The sequence below is a fragment of the Tunturiibacter gelidiferens genome (assembly GCF_051013345.1).
GTDB classification, from domain to species: domain Bacteria; phylum Acidobacteriota; class Terriglobia; order Terriglobales; family Acidobacteriaceae; genus Edaphobacter; species Edaphobacter gelidiferens_A.
On record NZ_CP132939.1, the window covers coordinates 5,057,191 to 5,076,194 of the forward strand.

A 19,004-nucleotide genomic window follows, 5' to 3' on the forward strand; every position below is an offset into this window, starting at 1 on the left:
TGGATGAATAAGGCTCTCTCCCCGATGAGCGCGCCGGGCTGGTGCTCGGGCAGATGACTCTCGACGAAAAAATTCAGATGGTTCACGGAACGGGTTGGGGTGTTCTGCGCGCAGGCGACCCGGTTCCGGCGAAGTCGAACTTCGCCGCGGGGTATATGGCGGGTATTGAGCGGCTTGGTATTCCAGGGATCGATCTTGCGGACTCCGCTGTCGGCGCTCGCATGGCGGCATATCAGTCCCGCTATGCGACGTTGCTTCCTTCCACGCTTGGCGCTGCGTCCAGCTGGGATCCGGAGTCGGCTTTTCTTTATGGCTCCGTGATTGGGCGCGAGCTTCGCGCGTGGGGCACGAATATGTCGATCGGCGGCGGGGTGAATATCACGCGCGAGCCACGTAACGGCCGCAACTTTGAGTACGCCGGAGAAGACCCGATCCTCGCTGGCACAATGACGGGCAATCTCGAGAAGGGTGTCTTCTCCCAGCATGTGATGAGCGACATCAAGCACTATGCGTTAAATGATCAGGAGACGGGACGGACTGTGGTCAATGCGCTGCTCGATAAGAAGGCTTTGCGCGAGTCGGATATGCTTGCCTTCGAAGTGTCGATTGCGATCGCGGAGCCGTCGGCGGTGATGTGCTCTTACAACCTTTATGAGGGCGACCATACGTGCGAGAACGATTATCTTCTCAATGAAGTTTTGAAGAAGGATTTCAAGTTCAAGGGCTGGGTGGTTTCGGATTGGGGTGCGACCCATAGCACCGTCAAAGCAGCGCTGAACGGGATGGACCAGGAGATGCCTGGTGACGACAACTACTTTAATGCTCCTTTGAAGACGGCTGTTGAAGGCGGACAGGTCCCCATGACTCGGCTCGACGACATGGTTCATCGCATTCTGCGCAGCATGTTTGCAGCGGGCGTGGTGGATGATCCGCCGGTTCGTACGGTCGTCGATCCGTTCCGAGGACGAGATGACGCGCAGCATATTGCAGAAGAGAGCATCGTGCTGCTGAAGAACGCGGATCATATTCTCCCGCTGAAAGCCGCGGCTTCGAACTCGATTGCGATTATCGGTTCGCATGCGGATGTGGGTGTTCTCTCGGGAGGCGGCTCGGCCCAGGTTGATGCGCCGGGCGGCAATGCTGCCGATCCGAAGGCTGGCGGATCCGGCTGGACCGAGCATGTCTACTTCCCTCTTCTCCGCTCAAGAACATTCAGGCGCACTCGCCTCAGGCGTCAGTTCGGTACGCGGATGGCCTGGACATTGCGGCGGCCGTGAAGCTCGCGAAGTCTTCTGCTATTGCCATTGTCTTTGTGAACCAGCCGATGCAGGAGGGGATGGATGCGGTCACTCTGTCGCTGCCTGACAATCAGGATGCTCTGGTCGAGGCGGTTGCAGCAGCGAATCCGAATACCATCGTCGTTATTGAGAACGGCGGACCGGTGAGTATGCCATGGGTTCAACATGTGAAGGGCGTGGTCGAGGTGTGGTACCCAGGCATTGGCGGCGCGCAGGCGCTGGCAAACATTCTCTTTGGCGAGGTGAATCCTTCGGGCAAGCTGCCAGTCACGTTCGCAAAAGACGAGGCACAGTTGCCGCATCCAGTGGTGCCTGGTCTGGAGGGAGTGGCGCCTGGCCCAAACCAGGAGCATAAGGTTCAACCGTTCGACGTGAACTACAACTCAGAGGGCGCTAAGGTCGGCTACAAGTGGTTTGAGGCGACCAACAAGCAACCCTCTTCCCATTCGGCTTCGGCTTGTCTTACACCACCTACGCTTACTCGGGCCTGACTGTGGATGATGCCAAGCGCACGGTTCACTTTACGGTTCGCAACACGGGAGCGCATGAGGGCACCGAGATCGCCGAGGTCTACGTTGCGCTGCCTGCGGCTGCGAAGGAGGACTACAAGCGGCTTGCAGCATGGCAACGGGTGAAGCTGGCTCCTGGCGAGTCGAAGGAGGTTACGTTGCCGCTGCATCCGCTCTCGCTAACGGTCTTCAATACGGATCAGAACGGATGGCAGCTGCTTCCGGGCGAATACAAGGTAACGGCAGGCCCCTCCTCTAGTGATACTCCGCTGAAGGCGACGCTGCACGTTCAGTAGGACCAGCGCCTGAGTCTGTTGATTGTGGGTCAGGCGCTGACCGCTCGGACGTTCATTATGATAAATACTTATGCCTGCACGCCTCATCATCAATGCGGACGACTTCGGTCTGACTCGTGGAGTTAACCGCGCCATCGCGGAGCTTCACCGGGCTGGGTCGCTGACCTCTGCAACGCTGATGGCGACCGGTGCAGCATTCGACGACGCTGTCGCACTTGCCAGGGTCAATCCTGCCCTTGGTGTTGGTTGCCACGTCACACTCACCGATGGTAGCCCCGTCTCGCCGCCACAGAGTATCCCGACTCTGCTGGGCGCCGATGGCAAGACATTTCGTCCTTCGCTCGTCGATTTCGTGCAGGCGCTCCTTCGAGGCAAGATCAGCGAAGCGGAGATTGAACGGGAGGCGCTTGCCCAGGTGAAGAAGTTGCACGCCGCGGGCGTCAAGGTTACTCATCTTGACACACACAAACACACGCATCTCTTTCCGGCTGTCACCCGACCGCTTTTGCGCGTCGCTGACCGCTGCTCCATCAATGCGATTCGCAATCCCTTCGAAGCGACCTGGAGCCTTGCACTTGGTCACGGGAACCGGCTCCGCCGCTTGCAGGTAAACCTGCTCGGCAGCTTCAAAAGCGCGTTCGCGCGCCAGGCGCAGATCCGCGACGGTTGCGTGCTCACCACGGACGGGACCATCGGAATCTCCGCGACCGGCCACCTGGATGCTGCAAGTTTGCGCGAACTTCTAATTGCACTGCCCGCGGAGGGAACCTTCGAACTGTGCTGCCACCCCGGCTACAACGATGAAGACCTGGATCGCGTCACCACTCGGCTTCGCACTCATCGTGACGTAGAGCGAGATTCGTTGCTCACCGAGCTCCCCGCGAGGTCTTTGCAACCAAACGCGCCCCAGCTCATCAACTACGGGGGCCTTGTAGCCTAACGGCGCTTGTTTTGCGAAAAGCTGATGGACCGCCGGACGGGACCGAGTCCAATGAGACTATTGCTTCGTCCAATAGCAGGAGTGATGCATGCAGCCGAAAAGTAAGGGAAAATCATGAAAATCGGCATCACCTGTTATCCCACCTACGGCGGCAGCGGGGTCGTGGCTACTGAGCTTGGCATTGAACTGGCTGCTCGCGGGCACGAGATTCATTTCATCACCTACTCGCAGCCCTTTCGTCTCAGCGGCCGTGAGTCGAATATTCACTTCCACGAGGTTGCGGTTTCAAACTATCCGCTGTTTGAACATCCGCCCTACGATCTCGCGCTGGCGACTCGAATGGCGGAGGTTGCTGAGTTTTATTCGCTGGACCTGCTTCATGTTCACTATGCGATTCCTCACTCGGTGAGCGCGTTGCTGGCGCGACAGATGCTCGCCACGCGCGGTGTTCGTCTGCCCTTCATTACGACGCTTCACGGTACAGACATCACGCTGGTTGGGCTGGATCGTTCGTATCTTCCCATTACAAGATTTGGCATCGAACAGTCAGACGGGGTCACCAGCATCTCCAGCTACCTGCGCGACCGCACACGTGAGGCCTTCGCAATCACTTCCGAGATCGAAGTGGTTCGCAACTTCGTCAACTGCGACGTTTATGTCCGCGATCCGGATCTAGTGGCTGCGATGCGTCCGCGTTTCGCAGAGCCGAACGAACGGCTTCTGGTTCATCTCTCCAACTTTCGGCCAGTCAAACGCATTCAAGATGTTGTGAAGGTCTTTGCCCTCGTCGCGAAGGCTATGCCGGCTCGCCTGATGTTGATTGGCGACGGCCCCGACCGCAGCGTCGCCGAATATCTCGCGCGCGAGCACAACGTGCAGGACCGGGTTCATTTCATCGGGAAGCAGGATAACGTCAACGAACTGCTACCGCTGGCTGACCTTATGCTGATGCCCAGCGAGATGGAGTCGTTCGGGCTGGCAGCGCTTGAAGCCATGGCGTGCAGCGTCCCGACTATCGGTACCCGCGTCGGCGGTGTTCCAGAGCTTATTCAGGACGGACACAACGGCCTCCTGTTTGATGTGGGCGATGTCGATTCTATGTCCGCCGCCGCGATCTCGCTTCTAAGCGATCAGCCGCGTCTCGACGCTATGGCGCGAGCGGGCCGTAAGACTGCGCAGGATCACTTTTGCGCCTCTCGAGTGATTCCACTCTACGAGGATTATTACGACCGGGTCATTGCGCGAACCGCGTCTTCGACCATGTGACTGATGGCCTGCCCCGCCGCGCCGCCGATCGGTCCCCAGGTTTCGGCGCCAGCGTCCAGAATCGGCATCAGGAGCGTCACCTTTGTCCCTCGACCCGGACGGCTGTTGATATCGACGGTCGCCAGATCACCATATAAAACCTGCATACGCTCGCGTACGTTCCGTACCCCGATGCCATTTCCAGGGCGAACCAAGCCGCTCACCAGAGAGACCTCGATGCGCTCTGGAGCCATCCCGACGCCATCATCTTCTACCTCAACCATCAGCCTTCTTTCTTCCGTAATCCGGCTGCGGATCGTAACAGTGCCGCCGCTGATTCGCGGCTCGAGGCCGTGTTTGATGCTGTTTTCAATAAGCGGCTGGAGGAGCATTCCGGGCACCACGATGTCCAGCGTGTTGTCGGCAATCTCCTTGACGACCTTCAGCTTGTCGCCGAAACGCACTACTTCGATGTCCAGATAGTCGTCGGTAAAGCGCAGCTCCTCGCTGAGGGGCAGGAACGCCTCGCGGTCTTTCAAGAGCACGCGCAGGATATTGGCTAGCTTGACGATCATCTCTCGCGCCAACTCGGGTTGCGAGCGAACCAGGGAAGTGATCGAATTCAGCGTGTTGAATAGAAAATGTGGGTTGATCTGTCGTTGTAACGCATCCAACCGAGCCTCGAGCAGCAGCCTTCCCTGCTCCTCCAGCTTCCTTTCGACGCGAACCGCATTCCAGATCTTGAGTGGGATTCCGACGAGGATTGGCGCGGTGGCGCAGATCAATAACTGCACCCACCACTCCCTGGAGTTCAGTTCGAAGAAATGTCTCGGGAAGTAATGCGAGAGCGCGCTGGTCCCGAGCTGCATTCCGGCTACCAGGAGAAGCAACAGAATCTGACGATCGAGCTGCGGCCGTCGCAGGTTGCGCGTGACCCAGCGGTAGATGCTCAGGTCGATCATGGGGGAGAACGACCAGACGTCCTCCGGGTCGGCAAATCGGCCGAAGGCTCCGGCGATCGCGGCAATGGCGAGATTTACCGGGAGAGCCCAATACTCATGGTGAAGCACGGCTGGAATTGCGAGCGTCGCTCCGCCAGCCATCGCTGCGAGTGGTCCCACGAGAATTCCCAATAAGATCGTGGTTTCGAAGGAGAGATCAGCAGCCAGGAAGTTGGGGACGGTGGTGCGGACCCAGACGCCAAGAGTTAGAGGCACGCAAATGATGATGACGAGCCACATCGTCTGCCGCGGAGTTCGACGCGGCAACAGGAGGAGATTTTTGAAGCGGCTCGATCGCGCCAGCGAACTCGAAACCGCTGCGGCTACGCCCAGTTCTATCAGCAGCGTAATCAAAATCAGCTTGGGATCGGGCTGGGTCACACCACTACTTTACGCCCCGAATGCAACTTCGCATCCAACAGCCGGTCTAAGCAGTCTAATGGTAATGAAGCTGGAAACGTATAATCAAGAGATGCCGTTCGCAAGTGTGACCAAAGTAGCCGACGCCGACTTTCCGACCCGCTGGGGGCAATTCCGTATCCTCGGCTTCGAGGGCGTGATCGAAAACCCAGCCGCCTGCAACGACAACATTCCTCCGCCAGCGGTGCGCGTGGAGGCAGCGGTGGCGGTGGTGATGGGCGATGTTCACGAAGCGCCTCCGATTGTGCGGATACACTCACAGTGCCTTACGGGCGACGTCTTCCACTCCCTGCGGTGCGATTGCCGGCAGCAGTTCGAACTCGCCATGGCCCTGATCACCGACGAAGGCAGGGGCATTATGCTCTACGAACAGCAGGAGGGGCGCGGCATTGGGCTGATGGCGAAACTGCGCGCGTATGAGCTGCAGGATAAGGGCCTCGACACCATCGAAGCGAATCTCGAACTTGGCTACGAGGCCGACTGCCGCCACTTCGAGCTGCCTGCGCAGATCCTCAAGCAGATGGGGATCACCGAGGTTCGGCTTATCACCAACAATCCAGAGAAGGTGGAAGCCCTGGAGCTTGCCGGCATCAAGGTGGTTGAGCGCATCTCCGCCAAGGTCCCGAGCGAACCTACTAACGAGCGCTACCTTCAGACCAAGCGCGAGAAGATGGGCCACCTCGTCAGCTAGCTCAATTCTTGAATACCGCTGATTCGGGATGATGATTCATCCAGTCGAACCAGTAGTCCTTGTGCGCGTCGATCTCCACTAAGCACTGTCCCGTCAGCCTTCCGTCTACGGCGCAACCCTGGAAGTTCCAGAAGCTGCCCGTGTCGAGATCGCTCATTCCCTGGTCACCTGCACCTCGTGCAAAGATCACGGGCTTATTCTCGAGCGCTCCTTCGAACACCCTGATTGATGCGCCGTCAGGCCCGACCACCACGATAACGGGCAGTCCTCCAACCCGATCCTGAATCAATTTTGCGGCGAGGATCGCCTCAATCGGATAGGCCTTGCTCTGCCCCGCCACGGTGACTCCCAGCATCAGCCGATGCGGTCCAATCCCGGAACGCGTCGTGTCGACCACCGTTGTTGTCTTCTCGACATGCTTCTCCCAGTCTTTCGGGTCGTACTCCGCCGCATAGGGTGGGTCCGACTTTAATACCTGCCCATGCGGCTCCTCACTCTTCCACAAGGCGAAGGTCAACTCGTTGCTCCGAACGAGCTTGAGTTGCTGCCCCTTCAGCGGACCGAAGATGGCTTCGCCTGTGCTCTGCTGCCAGATGCTGCTGGTCTGCTCATCCCGCAGGAGAGCGTTGCCGTTGTTGATGCCAGCCAGGCGAAAATGCAGCAGCTTTCGTTCGACGACCCGACTCCACACCAGCCCCGTGTGACATAACGTGCAATACGTCACAGCGATCGGGACGCCGCCTATCGTGTCGTTGACAATGTGGTGATAACCCATGGTGCGTATCGGATAAGCTCGTGCTTCGTCTCCCACTTTGACTGCGAGCACCCTGTCGTCGGAGTCGACTTTTGCGTCGTTTGCGCTCTCGAAAGAGGGCGAATCGTAGGGGTGAAACATCTTTTCGAAGATGTTGACATGCGTAAAAGATGTGCTCGCGAACGCAAGCAGAAGCAAGCAGATTAGTACGATCCGAGTGCCAATCCGAGCGGTCTTCCAGAGGCGAAACACTATCAGAAGCACGACCGCAGCGCACACCCCGGCAAGCCACGGGCCGACGTGACGAACGGCCAGAGCGATCTCCAACTCGCGCGCACCCTGAGGGCGGAATGGGCGAATGACAAACAACGGAATGGCGACGCAGGCCGCCGAAATGATGGTGCACACCGACGCCAAAGCAAAAAAATATCCGGTTTTGTTTCGTACTGCTTGTATCTCTTGCGTCTGTGGCATGTTCGCCCTCCCAGCGATTCAACGCGGGCTGATAGAGACAGTCAACCATGCAAAGGGAGTATCTTTCGCTCCACCTTTTGAATGAGCAGGCGCCATGACAAAAGACGAGACAGCTACGCCCTCTCTCCCACCACGACCTTCGCGGTTATCACGGCCTGTCCGATGTGCCGTTGCGTATGCTCCGCGCAATGAACAAGCAGTCCGCCTACCGTGCTGGGCAACAGCGCCCGGCCCACTCCACGCGGATCTTCATAACTTCCCTGCGAGACCATCAACACGCGCTGCCGTGCCTCACCCAATGCAGCCCGGACCTCAGCGAGCATAACCTCGGCAGACGCACCGCCCCCCATCTCACTGGCCAACGCATCCATTTGCGCCCCCGATAAAGCCCCACCCTCCGCATAGGTCAACAGGCGATCGAGGCTTCGCGCGATGTGACGGAGATGAAACGCTACCGGAGCCAGTCCAAACGGCCGCGCATTCATCTCCTCATCGCTCAATCCTGCACACCACCGCTCGACGTCCTCCGAGGCCAGTTCCAGAGCATGCAGCACCTGTCGCCGCACTGCGTCGATTTCGGTCAACGTCCCACGCAACCATGGCTCAACCATCAACATCCCTCCCGTCGCTCGACTGCGAAAGTCCTGACAGTCGGCGCTGCGGATAACCTCCAACTCAGAGTGCCTTCGACTTACGGAACTCCCTCACCACGTCTGCCACATCCCTGTGCTCGGAGTCCACCGCATAGTTCATACCGCGCACCTCGTCCGCGCTCACCTTGCCTGCCAGCCGGTCCATCGCGACCTGAATTCCCGGATGCCGCTGCAGCGAATCTTGCCGTATCAACGGAACCGCCTCATACGGCGGAAAGTAGTGCTTGTCATCCTCCAGCACCACGAATCCGAGAGCCCGTATGGGCCCGTCGGTTGAGTTGCCCGCCACCATGTCGACTTGATTGCTCGACAGCGCACGATAGAGCAGTCCTAGATCCATCGTTCGAGGGTCGCCTGCGAACTTTAGTCCGTAGGTAGCCTCGAGGCCGCGCAAACCATCCGGACGAGATTGAAACTCGTAGCCTACCCCAAGCCTCCAACCGCTAGGATCGGGAGTAGACTTCACGGCGTCCGAGATGGTCTTTACGCCCAGTCGCTTCGCATCGTCGCCGCGCACTACCATCGCGAACGTGTCCTCGAAGCCCAAACCGGGGCCGACCTTTACTCGGTACTTCGAGGCGTACAGTCTGCTGACCTCACGAAATACCGTCGCCTCTTCCCGCTGACCCACCGGAGGAAGTGGCTGCTTCAGAATTGCCGTCAACGCGGTCCCCGTGTACTCCACGTATCCATCGATGCGTCCGCTGACCAGCGCCTGCTGGCAGAGATAACTTCCGGCCAGATAAAATCGCCGATCCACCTGCTCCCCGGTCACAGCTTCGATCTCCTGGGAGAGCATCTCTCCCAGCACCACCTGCTCGGTGAAGTTCTTTGCACCAATCGTAATTCGTGAGGACCTCGGGGGGCGCAGGCTATCAATCCGACGAGGAACGACGACAGAATCATCGAAGCCAGCCGACGCAGAATGCAATCGGCATCCATCACACTCTCCTCACAGCCAATCGCTTTTCCAGTAAGCCCAGTCCCGCATCCGCGACCAAGGCCAAGAGCGCTGCTGGAATCGCGCCTGCCAGTACCAGCCCGTTATCGACACTCGCGACGCCGCGAAAGATGAGTTCTCCCAAGCCACCCGCTCCAATCGCGGCTGCAATGGTCGCGACACCCACACAGGTCACGGTTGCCGTTCGGAGCCCAGCCAGAATCACACTCGCCGCCAAGGGCAGTTCTACTTTCAGCAGCCGTTGCCATGAGGTCATACCCATTGCGTTAGCCACGTCCACCAGCGCAGGGTCCACGCTTCCTATCCCTGCGTAGGTGTTCCGTAGAATTGGCAACAGCGCGTACCCGGTCAGCGCCAGGATCGCCAGCCGGGCCGCGTTCTCTCCCAACCACGGGACCGGCAGAAGCAGACCGAAGAGAGCGAGGCTCGGAACTGTTTGCAGGACATTCGCAACCCCGATTACGGGCCTGGCGAGCTTCTGTTTGCGGGTGAGCAGGATACCCAACGGCAGCCCTATCGCCGCAGCCAATAGCATCGCTGACAGGGTTAGCCAGAGATGCTCAAAGGTCAGTCGACCGATGTCGTATCCGTTTTGGCGAAGGTAGTCGATCACGCTTGCACCGTGCGGTGTACGGCATAAACATAATCCTTTACGTGATGGTTTTCTGACCGCAGCACCTCTTCTGGAGCGAGATCTGCCACTACAGTGCCTTCGGAAAGAAACACCACGCGGTTGGCCAGGTACAGAGCTTCGTCCAGATCATGAGTGACCAGTAGAACGGTCTTTCCCACCTTCTTCAGCAAGTCTCGCAGCATGGTCTGCATCTCGGCGCGGGTCAACGGATCGAGCGCGCCAAACGGCTCGTCCATCAACAGTACGGTTGGGTCTGTAGCGAGTGCGCGTGCGAGACCGACACGCTGGCGCTGGCCGCCCGAAAGCTGCCAGGGGTACCGTCCGCGAAATTCTTCGTATCCGAGTCCCACCAGCGACATAACCTCGTGGACCCGTTCCGCTATCTTGCTCTTCGAGCGTCCCGCAAGCTCCAGCGCCATCCCAGCGTTACGCTCCACGGTCATGTGGGGAAACAGCCCAGTCTCCTGGATGACGTACCCGATACTGCGCCGCAGCGCTACGATGTCGCCATTTTGCGTCTGATTGCCTGCGACGAGCACCTGCCCCGAGCTGGGCGTCACCAGATTGTTCACCATGCGTAATAGCGTGGTCTTGCCAGATCCACTGCGTCCCAGCAGGGCTGTCGTCGTCGCCGCCTCAAGCTGTAAAGAGACTTCACGCATTAAAACGCGCCCACTCGCCAGCGTGTAGCTCACCTTCGCGAACTCAACGCCAACCGTGGGCATGTCTTTTACTCTAATCTGATGTGGCGAGCTGCGGAGCTACTCTGCGGGCTCCGGGACTGTATCGACCGTTGGCTCTCCTGCCGTGCCGGGCTGGCCCTTTACACGCACTACCGTGATCTTTTCGAAACCTTCCTTGAAGGTGGGGGGCTTGAGGCGCTCGGCCATCTTCTGCATCACCTCGTCGGTCACCTGGCGATCGCGCTTCGAGTTGCGTTCCATGCAAACGGCCAATGGCACGTCGAAGAACACAGCTTGCACCTCGTATCCGAAGCTCTTGGCCATCTTGATCCACTGCCTGCGTTCGTGAGGCGACAGGTTCGTCGCGTCCACGTAGTTCCAAGGCATCTTCGCGATCAGACGAGCGCGCAGCAGGCTTCGCAACGTTGAAAACACCAGCCCCTGATAGCGCTGTTCGGTGATGTCGTCGAAGAGGAGGGTGCGCAGCAGGTCGCTCGATAGAGGAGTTACACCTCGACGCTTGTACCAGGTCGTCTTACCCGAGCCGGGCAGACCGATTGCAAGCACGACATAACCCTTCGGCGACTTGGTCGCAGTCAACTCCGCGGGTGGAGTTCCCAGCGACTCTGGCTGGGTCTCCATCACCATCTTGGGCTCAGCAGGCGCTACCTGTTCGGCAAGGGACATGGCGTGGTCGGAGACGGTCCCGGCGGCGACTTCAGTCGCTGGTTCCACAACTTGCTCGGCCTTGGCTGGCGCGGGGTCTGCGGCGCGTACCGGCGCAGCCTCCGGATAGGTTGGTCTCAGGGGAGCTTGCTGGTTCGAGGGCAGCTCCTGCCCACTTTTCCCCGTGGACTCCGAATCATTCGGTCCACGTCTAGGGCGTCGTCTCATCTTTTCGCTTATCCATTCGCGCAATTCGCGCATACGACGCTTGTAACACAGCGCGGAAGCCTCCCGCAAATGGCTTGCACCTCCAGAGACACCCCGACCGTCTCCCCGTTTGGTCGAATGTGGGTGCTTTCATCTCGTCTTTTCTCAGCGGTTTACATCCTCCTTTCACAGAGCTGCAGTACCGTCGCGGGTAAAAGAGGTGAGCGATGTCCGTCGACGTCTCCGATCTGAACCAGATGCAGGCTGCTTACAAAGAAGCCGTTGATCAATGGGTTGCTGCCATCCGCGAAGAAGAGGCGCTCGCCTCGGTCAACCACTCCGAGGCAGAGATCGACGCCTGGGAGGCGGCCGCCTTCCGTGAAGAAGATGCTCGCGAGAAGGCCAAAGATGCGAAGAAGAACTACGAAGACGCCCTCCGCGAAAAGTTCTTCAACTTCTAATCCAAGCCAGCACGCAATTTGTCTCGTCGATCCCTCGCGACGGCACGGCGGGAGAAGCTGCGTCAAAGTTTGCCGCGTCCCAGCCCAGTAATAGCTTCCCACGCGAATGGCGTGCGGCCCCTTTCGCTTCGCTCTAAAATGGTTACACTGATACTCAACGCAGCAAACACGACAGGAGCAACCAAAAATCATGGCAGCTGTAAAGGTAGGCATCAACGGCTTCGGCCGCATTGGACGCAACGTATTCCGCTCCGCTTTAGGGAACCCCGATATTGAATTCGTAGCCGTAAACGACCTAACTACCCCCGCCACGCTGGCCCACCTCCTCAAGTACGACTCCATCCTCGGCAATCTGAAGCAGGAGATCACCCACGGAGCCGACTACATCGCAGTCGATGGAAAGCAGATCAAGGTCTTCGCGGAACGTGATCCGGCCAAGCTTGATTGGGCCTCGGTCGGCGCGCAGATTGTTGTTGAGTCCACCGGCTTCTTTACCGACGCCGAAAAGGCCAAGGCTCATCTTGGCAGCACGGTGAAGAAGGTCATCATCTCCGCCCCGGCGACCAACGAGGACATCACCATCGTGCTAGGCGTCAACGACGGCAAGTACGAGGCTGCGAAACATAACGTCATCTCGAACGCGAGCTGCACGACCAACTGTCTCGCGCCCGTGGTCAAGGTTCTCCACGACACCTTCGGCATCGCCTCCGGCATCATGACCACCATCCACAGCTACACCAACGATCAGGTCATTCTCGATACCCCGCACAAGGACCTGCGCCGCGCCCGCGCCGCCGCTCTCTCGATGATTCCGTCGAGCACCGGCGCCGCCAAAGCGCTCAAGCTAGTTGTTCCAGCAATGGACGGCAAGCTCGACGGCTTCGCCATTCGCGTCCCGACCCCCAACGTCTCGGTCGTCGACCTCACCTTCGTCTCCGAGAAGCCCATCACCGACAAATCCATCAACGAGGCCCTCAAGAAGGCCGCCGACGGCGAACTCAAGGGGATTCTGGGCTTCACCGACGAGGAACTCGTCTCCTCCGACTTCAAGGGCAATCCCCTCAGCAGCATCGTTGACAGCAAGCTGACCAAGGTCGTAGGCCAGAACACTGGCAAGGTAATCAGCTGGTATGACAACGAGTGGGGCTACTCCAGCCGAGTAAAGGATCTGATCCTCTTCCTCGTCAAAAAGGGCCTGTAAACAACCCTGTGCCCGAGGAGTGGCCTCGTCTCGTCGCTCTTCGGGCATCAATTCTGCATCTCTACACCCAACCGTGAATCTATTGTTTTAAGCAGCGAGTCCACCTGCCCGGAATGAGCGCGCGTTATGGGTCGTCGCTTCCAGGAACTGACTTTCACACCCTCGTCAAACAACATCAACAGGATCATGGCAGCAGGGCTCAATATGAGCGCCTGGCTGAACGCTCTGGGCCGGGAAATACTCTTGGCGCCGACGAACAAGCCTTCATCGCGCTGCGGGACAGCTTCTACATGGCTTCGGTCAGCGAGACCGGCTGGCCTTACGTACAACATCGCGGCGGCCCTAAGGGGTTCGTTCGGGTCATGGATTCGAGCCTGATCGGCTTCGCGGATCTGCGTGGAAACAAGCAGTACATCAGCCTGGGAAACTTCGATCACGATGCGCGTGTCGCTCTTTTCTTCATGGACTATCCCAATCAGACACGCCTGAAGATTCTCGGGCGCGTCGAGGTTCACGAGCATGATTCCGAAGCTTCGGCGCTGATCGAATCTTTCCGGCCTGCGGACAAATCTTCGGTGATTGAAAGAGTGATCCTCGTTCACGTTGAAGGCTTCGATTGGAACTGTCCGCAGCACATCACTCCCCGCTATACTTTGGAAGAACTTCAGGAAGTACTCGCGCCCCTGACTCAAAAGCTCGCGAAGCTTGATGAAGAGAACGCAAAACTGCGCGAGAGGCTTCGCCGCCTGTCGCAGATTGAATCGACCAGCACGACATAGCAAACTTGACGCGAGGCTTTCTCCCTTGGCCGTCATCGTTCTTTGTTGCTTGAACTTTCTTTACTACGAGGAGCCGATGCGCGGTGTGGATCGTAATCTGCTTGTTCGCCAAACGCTGGCCAAAGTGCAGCCTAGCTTCGAAAGGACTCTCCAGACCAAGATGACCCGAAAAAATATTTCCGGCACCTCACCCTTCGAGCCGATCATCGGTTTCTCCCGGGCGGTCCGCATCGGCAACCACGTCCACGTCTCCGGCACCGGCCCCGTAGGCGCAGACAGCGCGGACGTAACGGAACAGACTGACCAATGCCTGACGCTGATCGAGGCCGCGCTCAAAAACGCCGGCAGTTCCATCGAGCACGTGTACCGCACTCGGATGTACCTCACTCGCGCCGAAGACTGGGAGGCCGTCGGCCGCGTTCACGGCAAGTTCTTCGGGTTGGTCCGGCCCGCAGCGACCATGGTTATCGTCGCCGCGCTGCTCAACCCAGCCTGGCGCATCGAGATCGAAGCCGACTCCTTTATCCCCGAATAGTCTCTCGGGATGCTTTAGAATTTCCCATGCCAAACGACTTGAGCCGCTCCGTCCCGAAGGCAATCCTGATTGGAGCGATCGTAGCCGCTCTCCTCGACATGGTCGATCCGATCATCTTCTATGGCCTGCGCGGGGTCGCTCCCATGAAGATTCCGCAGTCCATCGCGAGCGGCATCCTTGGCCGCGCCGCATACTCCGACGGCATCCCCAGCGTTCTCCTCGGACTGGCAGCGCATCTCTTCATCGCACTTGTCTGGGCGACGCTCTTCGTCCTGGCGGCACGTGTTCTGTCGTTCCTTAGTCGCCACGCCGTCCTGGCAGGGCTGCTCTACGGAGCTTTCATCTACGGGGTTATGTACTACCTGGTGCTTCCACACACGAACCTCTACCCGAGGAACGCCCCCACTCTCGCGGTTTTCATCAATAGCATCGCCGCCATGGTCTTTCTGGTTGGGCTGCCGATATCTTTGGCCAACCGACGCTTCGCGCCATCATCTCGGGTATCCTCTAACTGACATGGCCAAGCTATCGATCCGCGACCTCGACCTCACCGACAAGCGCGTCCTCATTCGCGTCGACTTCAACGTCCCTCTCAAAGACGGCATCATCACCGACGACACTCGCATTCGGGAGACCCTCCCCACGATCGAGTACGCCCTGCGCCACAAGGCCAAGGTCATCCTCTGTTCCCATCTCGGCCGCCCCAAAGGCAAGCCCGTGGCCTCCATGAGCCTTCGCCCTCTCGTCGACCATCTCCGCACCAGACTCGACCACATCCTGGGCGATGAGGAAAACGTGGCATTCTCCCCTGACTGTATTGGCGTCGTCGCCAGCGAAATGGCCCTCAATCTCGAATCCGGCCAGCCGCTCCTGCTTGAGAACCTCCGCTTCCACGCCGAGGAGGAGGCCAACGATCCCGTCTTCGCACAAAAGCTCGCCTCGCTTTGCGACATCTACGTCAACGACGCGTTTGGCAGCGCACATCGTGCCCATGCCTCCACGGAAGGCGTCACTCACTTCGTAAAACAATCGGCTGCCGGTCTTCTGATGGAGAAAGAGCTGACCTACCTCGGAAAGGCCCTTGCTGAACCCGACAAACCGTTCGTCGCGATCATTGGCGGAGCGAAGGTTTCAGACAAGATCAAGGTGATCGACAACCTGCTGGAAAAAGCGGATGCGATTATCATCGGCGGCGGTATGGCCTACACCTTCCTGAACGCGCAGGGTCAGAGCACCGGAAAATCTCTCGTGGAGATCGACAAGATCGACGTCGCCAAAGCCGCGCTCGATAAGGCAAAGGCTATGGGCGTTCGCTTTCTTTTACCGGTCGACCATGTCCTCGCCGACAAGTTCGCCCCTGATGCCAAAACCAAGATTTTTTCCGGAGATGGTCCCTTCCCCGAAGATCTGATGGCACTCGACATCGGCCCTAAATCGATTGCGCTCTTTGAAGAAGAGATAGCCGAAGCACGCACCATCATCTGGAACGGTCCCATGGGCGTCTTCGAGATGCCCGCCTTCGCTCGCGGCACCAACGAGATCGCTGCCGCGGTTGCACGCAATCATGACGCGACCACTATCGTCGGCGGGGGAGACTCGGTCGCGGCCATCAAGCAGTCCGGAGTCGCGAGCCGCATCACCCACATCTCCACCGGTGGCGGAGCCAGCCTCGAATTTCTCGAAGGCAAAACTCTGCCCGGCGTCGCGGCGCTGACGGACAACCAGAGATTTCGCTAATCGTCTTTCAACGTGCGGCTATTCGCGAGCACTACCTTTTGCCTCTTCTAACGAACGAAGCAAATGCCGGTCTTCCCAAGACACCCGCCAGAATGGAATACTGATTCGCACATGAGAAAGCCACTGATCGCCGCTAACTGGAAGATGTACAAGACGCCCAAAGAATCCTTAGCCTTCCTCAGCGAGTTCCTTCCTTTGGTCAAGGACCACACGACCAGCGAGATTGCGATATTCCCCACCATGTCTTCGCTCGGCTATGTCATCGAGGCGACAAAGGGTACGAACGTCACCGCCGGCGCACAGACGATGCATTGGCTAAACGAAGGACCCTACACCGGTCAGACCTCTCCAACCATGCTCGAAAGCATTGAGTGCACCCGCGTGTTGCTAGGCCACTCGGAGCGCCGCATCTACGCTCACGAGACCGACGACATGGTTAATCTCAAACTAAAAGCCGCCCTCGATCACGACCTTATCCCGGTCGTCTGCGTGGGCGAAACCCTCGACAAGCGCCAGTCCGGCCTGACCGAAGCCGTTCTCCGCTGGCAGATCGCCTGCGCGCTCAACGGCATCAAGGAGCCTCTTGCGGGAACGTCGTCATTGCGTACGAACCCGTCTGGGCGATCGGCACCGGCAGCGTCGCTACCCCGGAGCAGGCGAACGAAGCCCATGCCATCATCCGACGCGAGGTTGGCGCACATCTCGGCCTTCCCTGCGCCAGCGTTATGCGCATTCTTTATGGCGGTTCCGTCAAACCGGACAATGTCGCGAGCCTGATGTCCCAGCCCGAGATCGACGGCGCGTTGGTCGGCGGGGCGAGCCTGCAAGCCAAATCGTTCGCCGAGATCGTCAAGAACGCTACCGCTGCCTGAACATTCAGCCTAATAAAGACGTGGTGTTCGCCGCTTGCTGTTACTGCCCCGCGCCTAGCGGACGACCCCAGCCTGGTCCATTGGCCAGTACACAAACGCGGCCTTGCCATAGATCAAGTCTCGATCGACCGGCCCGAAGTCGCGGCTGTCGCTCGAGATCGACCGATGATCCCCCATCACAAAGTACTCGTGTCCTGGAACGGTCATCTCCGGTTGCGATCTGTCATCGGCGAACCGCATCGGCACGTAACTCTCTGCAACTCGCGCTCCGTTTACGATTACCTGCCCATGATCGATCCGTAGCGTATCCCCTGGCAGCGCGATCACACGCTTGATATAGCTCTTTTCGTGGTCATGCGGATAGAGAAATACCACCACGTCACCGCGATGAATCTCCCCTACCCGGTACGCCATCTTGTTGATGAACAGCCTGTCCTGGTCTTCCAACATAGGCAACATGCTGGTCCCTTCCACTCGCACCGGCTGATACAGAAAGATGATGATGAACGCCGACACCACCACCGAGATTACAAGGTCGCGCAGCCAGGAGTGCATCACTCCCTTCCGCTGGCGTGTCGGCTCCATCTGCTGTCGATTGTCTGGCTCCGGCTGAATCTTGCCGTTGGTCTCCACGCGATCTTCCGAATCCTCTAACATTTAGACGCACCAATCAAAGAATTGCAATCACTAGCCTACTCGCTGGCGACCCGTCCGCAAGCGCCCGGCACGGGTAACCAATTGAGCGGAAATGCCATCTCATGTATCCAGCAGAGGCTCCAGGTTCAGCCTCGTAAAATTTATGAGAACTACACGCTTGAACCAGAATACTTTGCCTATCACAGGCCGACTTAGTTTGCCATCCCAATCATCATCCGGCACAGACCCGACCCTTTATGATAACTCGCATAGGGCAAACCTTTCTTGACGCATTCGAGAAGGTTAGGACTAGAATTGCCCCAGCAGAACAGTAGGAAACTTATGGCAACCCTTACCATGCTCGAGCAGGCCCCAACACCAAAACCCGTCAACCGCGGTGCAGCAGACTTCAACGATCTCACCACGGAGACCGCCAACACTGCCTCGGAGGGACTCGACACCAAGTCCGCTCTCGAGATCGCCCGAATTATTAATCACGAGGACGCCAAGATCGCAGCGGCGGTCAAAAAGGCGCTGCCTGAGATCGCCATCGTCATCGATACTGTGGCCCGCTCTCTGCGCGATGGTGGCCGTCTTATCTACGTTGGAGCCGGCTCCAGCGGCCGCATCGCCTCCCTGGACGCCTCGGAGTGCCCACCAACCTACTCTACCGCTCCTTCGCAAGTCCAATACATTATGGCTGGCGGCCCCAAAGCTCTCGCCTCCGCCTCCGATGTGAACGAAGACTCACCAGAGATCGGCCAGCGCGACATCGCCCGCCGGCGCCCCACTCGTAAGGACATCGTCATCGGAGTCTCCGCGAGCGGTCGCACGCCCTATGTGGTTGGTGCTGTGGAGTACGCACGAGCCCGTGGAGCGAAGACCGCTGCCATCACCTGCAACCTCAACACGCCACTCTCCGATGTCGCTGACACCACCGTCATCACCGAGGTCGGGCCGGAGGTCATCTCCGGCTCCACGCGCATGAAGTCCGCTTCGGCCCAGAAGATGGTGCTCAACATGATCACCACTGGCGCCATGACACGTCTCGGCTACGTCTACGACAACCTCATGGTTAACGTGCATATGAAGAACGCGAAGCTGGTTGAGCGAGGCATTCGCGTTCTCATGAAGGTCTGCGATATCGACCGCGACACCGCGATCCGCACCATAAAATCCGCCGGTAAATCGATTCCCATCGCCGTCGTTATGCTCAAAGCCAGTGTCGACAAAATGGAAGCAGTGCGTCGCCTTACCAAATCCGATGGCAACGTACGACTCGCGATTGACGACTCCCGCCTCGAACTCTGATTGCTCAAAGACTGATCCTCAGTCGTCAGGATCATCGATT

At 58.6% G+C, this 19,004-nt stretch carries 21 protein-coding genes and 1 pseudogene; 14 read left to right on the forward strand and 8 right to left on the reverse strand.

The window, feature by feature from the left end:
• Positions 1 to 53: 53 nt before the first annotated feature.
• From RBB80_RS25385 to bshA, 5 genes are all read left to right on the forward strand, one after another.
• Positions 54 to 1,277, forward strand: coding sequence for a glycoside hydrolase family 3 protein (locus tag RBB80_RS25385; protein ID WP_433965074.1), 1,224 nt, complete (start codon positions 54 to 56; stop codon positions 1,275 to 1,277).
• Positions 1,256 to 1,789: a glycoside hydrolase family 3 protein gene (locus tag RBB80_RS25390; protein WP_433969863.1), complete on the forward strand. Its 534-nt coding sequence runs from the start codon at positions 1,256 to 1,258 to the stop codon at positions 1,787 to 1,789. The genes RBB80_RS25385 and RBB80_RS25390 overlap by 22 nt, the downstream gene beginning before the upstream one ends.
• 2 nt (positions 1,790 to 1,791) lie before the next feature.
• A complete protein-coding gene (locus tag RBB80_RS25395; RefSeq protein WP_433965075.1) occupies positions 1,792 to 2,103 on the forward strand; it encodes a fibronectin type III-like domain-contianing protein in 312 nt (103 codons plus the stop codon).
• A gap of 70 nt (positions 2,104 to 2,173) precedes the next feature.
• A complete protein-coding gene (locus RBB80_RS25400) occupies positions 2,174 to 3,043 on the forward strand; it encodes a ChbG/HpnK family deacetylase (protein WP_433965076.1) in 870 nt (289 codons plus the stop codon).
• A gap of 114 nt (positions 3,044 to 3,157) precedes the next feature.
• On the forward strand, positions 3,158 to 4,309 hold the full coding sequence (bshA, locus tag RBB80_RS25405) for an N-acetyl-alpha-D-glucosaminyl L-malate synthase BshA (protein ID WP_433965077.1): 1,152 nt from the start codon (positions 3,158 to 3,160) through the stop codon (positions 4,307 to 4,309).
• On the opposite strand, the gene RBB80_RS25410 is transcribed toward bshA, so the two are convergent.
• Positions 4,267 to 5,670 carry a sensor histidine kinase gene (locus RBB80_RS25410; RefSeq protein ID WP_433965078.1) on the reverse strand — a complete coding sequence of 468 codons (1,404 nt, stop codon included), beginning with the start codon at positions 5,668 to 5,670 and terminating at the stop codon, positions 4,267 to 4,269. The genes bshA and RBB80_RS25410 overlap by 43 nt on opposite strands.
• A gap of 91 nt (positions 5,671 to 5,761) precedes the next feature.
• Between RBB80_RS25410 and ribA the strand changes: the two genes are divergently transcribed.
• Positions 5,762 to 6,400, forward strand: coding sequence for a GTP cyclohydrolase II (gene ribA, locus RBB80_RS25415; protein ID WP_433969865.1), 639 nt, complete (start codon positions 5,762 to 5,764; stop codon positions 6,398 to 6,400).
• 1 nt (position 6,401) lies between these two features.
• On the opposite strand, the gene RBB80_RS25420 is transcribed toward ribA, so the two are convergent.
• The 6 genes from RBB80_RS25420 to RBB80_RS25445 form a co-directional block, all read right to left on the reverse strand.
• Entirely contained in the window at positions 6,402 to 7,628 is a 1,227-nt protein-coding gene (locus RBB80_RS25420; RefSeq protein WP_433965079.1) for a DUF3179 domain-containing (seleno)protein, read from the reverse strand.
• 113 nt (positions 7,629 to 7,741) lie between these two features.
• On the reverse strand, positions 7,742 to 8,302 hold the full coding sequence (locus RBB80_RS25425) for a DinB family protein (RefSeq protein ID WP_433965080.1): 561 nt from the start codon (positions 8,300 to 8,302) through the stop codon (positions 7,742 to 7,744).
• A 1-nt stretch (position 8,303) separates the two neighbouring features.
• Entirely contained in the window at positions 8,304 to 9,212 is a 909-nt protein-coding gene (locus tag RBB80_RS25430) for a glycine betaine ABC transporter substrate-binding protein (RefSeq protein ID WP_433965081.1), read from the reverse strand.
• A 10-nt stretch (positions 9,213 to 9,222) separates the two neighbouring features.
• Positions 9,223 to 9,852 carry an ABC transporter permease gene (locus tag RBB80_RS25435; RefSeq protein WP_433969867.1) on the reverse strand — a complete coding sequence of 210 codons (630 nt, stop codon included), beginning with the start codon at positions 9,850 to 9,852 and terminating at the stop codon, positions 9,223 to 9,225.
• Positions 9,852 to 10,601 (reverse strand): ATP-binding cassette domain-containing protein, encoded by a 750-nt coding sequence (locus tag RBB80_RS25440; protein ID WP_433965082.1) that lies wholly within the window; start codon positions 10,599 to 10,601, stop codon positions 9,852 to 9,854. The genes RBB80_RS25435 and RBB80_RS25440 overlap by 1 nt, the downstream gene beginning before the upstream one ends.
• 36 nt (positions 10,602 to 10,637) lie before the next feature.
• Entirely contained in the window at positions 10,638 to 11,453 is an 816-nt protein-coding gene (locus RBB80_RS25445) for an AAA family ATPase (RefSeq protein ID WP_433965083.1), read from the reverse strand.
• A 206-nt stretch (positions 11,454 to 11,659) separates the two neighbouring features.
• On the opposite strand from RBB80_RS25445, the gene RBB80_RS25450 reads away from it, so the two are divergent.
• The 7 genes and pseudogenes from RBB80_RS25450 to tpiA all read left to right on the forward strand — a co-directional run bounded on the left by RBB80_RS25450 (position 11,660) and on the right by tpiA (position 17,017).
• The gene (locus tag RBB80_RS25450; RefSeq protein WP_433965084.1) at positions 11,660 to 11,893 is read left to right on the forward strand and encodes a hypothetical protein; all 234 of its coding nucleotides are present in this window, start codon (positions 11,660 to 11,662) and stop codon (positions 11,891 to 11,893) included.
• Between the two features lie 190 nt (positions 11,894 to 12,083).
• Positions 12,084 to 13,094: a type I glyceraldehyde-3-phosphate dehydrogenase gene (gene gap, locus RBB80_RS25455; protein WP_433965085.1), complete on the forward strand. Its 1,011-nt coding sequence runs from the start codon at positions 12,084 to 12,086 to the stop codon at positions 13,092 to 13,094.
• A 113-nt stretch (positions 13,095 to 13,207) separates the two neighbouring features.
• A complete protein-coding gene (locus RBB80_RS25460) occupies positions 13,208 to 13,873 on the forward strand; it encodes a pyridoxamine 5'-phosphate oxidase family protein (RefSeq protein ID WP_433965086.1) in 666 nt (221 codons plus the stop codon).
• A 76-nt stretch (positions 13,874 to 13,949) separates the two neighbouring features.
• A complete protein-coding gene (locus tag RBB80_RS25465; protein ID WP_433965087.1) occupies positions 13,950 to 14,408 on the forward strand; it encodes a RidA family protein in 459 nt (152 codons plus the stop codon).
• A gap of 26 nt (positions 14,409 to 14,434) precedes the next feature.
• The gene (locus RBB80_RS25470; protein ID WP_433965088.1) at positions 14,435 to 14,923 is read left to right on the forward strand and encodes a hypothetical protein; all 489 of its coding nucleotides are present in this window, start codon (positions 14,435 to 14,437) and stop codon (positions 14,921 to 14,923) included.
• Between the two features lies 1 nt (position 14,924).
• Positions 14,925 to 16,145 (forward strand): phosphoglycerate kinase, encoded by a 1,221-nt coding sequence (locus RBB80_RS25475; RefSeq protein ID WP_433965089.1) that lies wholly within the window; start codon positions 14,925 to 14,927, stop codon positions 16,143 to 16,145.
• Between the two features lie 144 nt (positions 16,146 to 16,289).
• Positions 16,290 to 17,017 (forward strand): annotated as a pseudogene (tpiA, locus tag RBB80_RS25480) (triose-phosphate isomerase).
• Positions 17,018 to 17,071: 54 nt separating this feature from the next.
• Here the strand turns inward: tpiA and lepB are convergent.
• On the reverse strand, positions 17,072 to 17,572 hold the full coding sequence (lepB, locus tag RBB80_RS25485; protein ID WP_433969868.1) for a signal peptidase I: 501 nt from the start codon (positions 17,570 to 17,572) through the stop codon (positions 17,072 to 17,074).
• Positions 17,573 to 17,995: 423 nt separating this feature from the next.
• On the opposite strand from lepB, the gene murQ reads away from it, so the two are divergent.
• The gene (gene murQ / locus RBB80_RS25490) at positions 17,996 to 18,964 is read left to right on the forward strand and encodes an N-acetylmuramic acid 6-phosphate etherase (RefSeq protein WP_433965090.1); all 969 of its coding nucleotides are present in this window, start codon (positions 17,996 to 17,998) and stop codon (positions 18,962 to 18,964) included.
• The last annotated feature ends 40 nt before the right edge of the window (positions 18,965 to 19,004 follow it).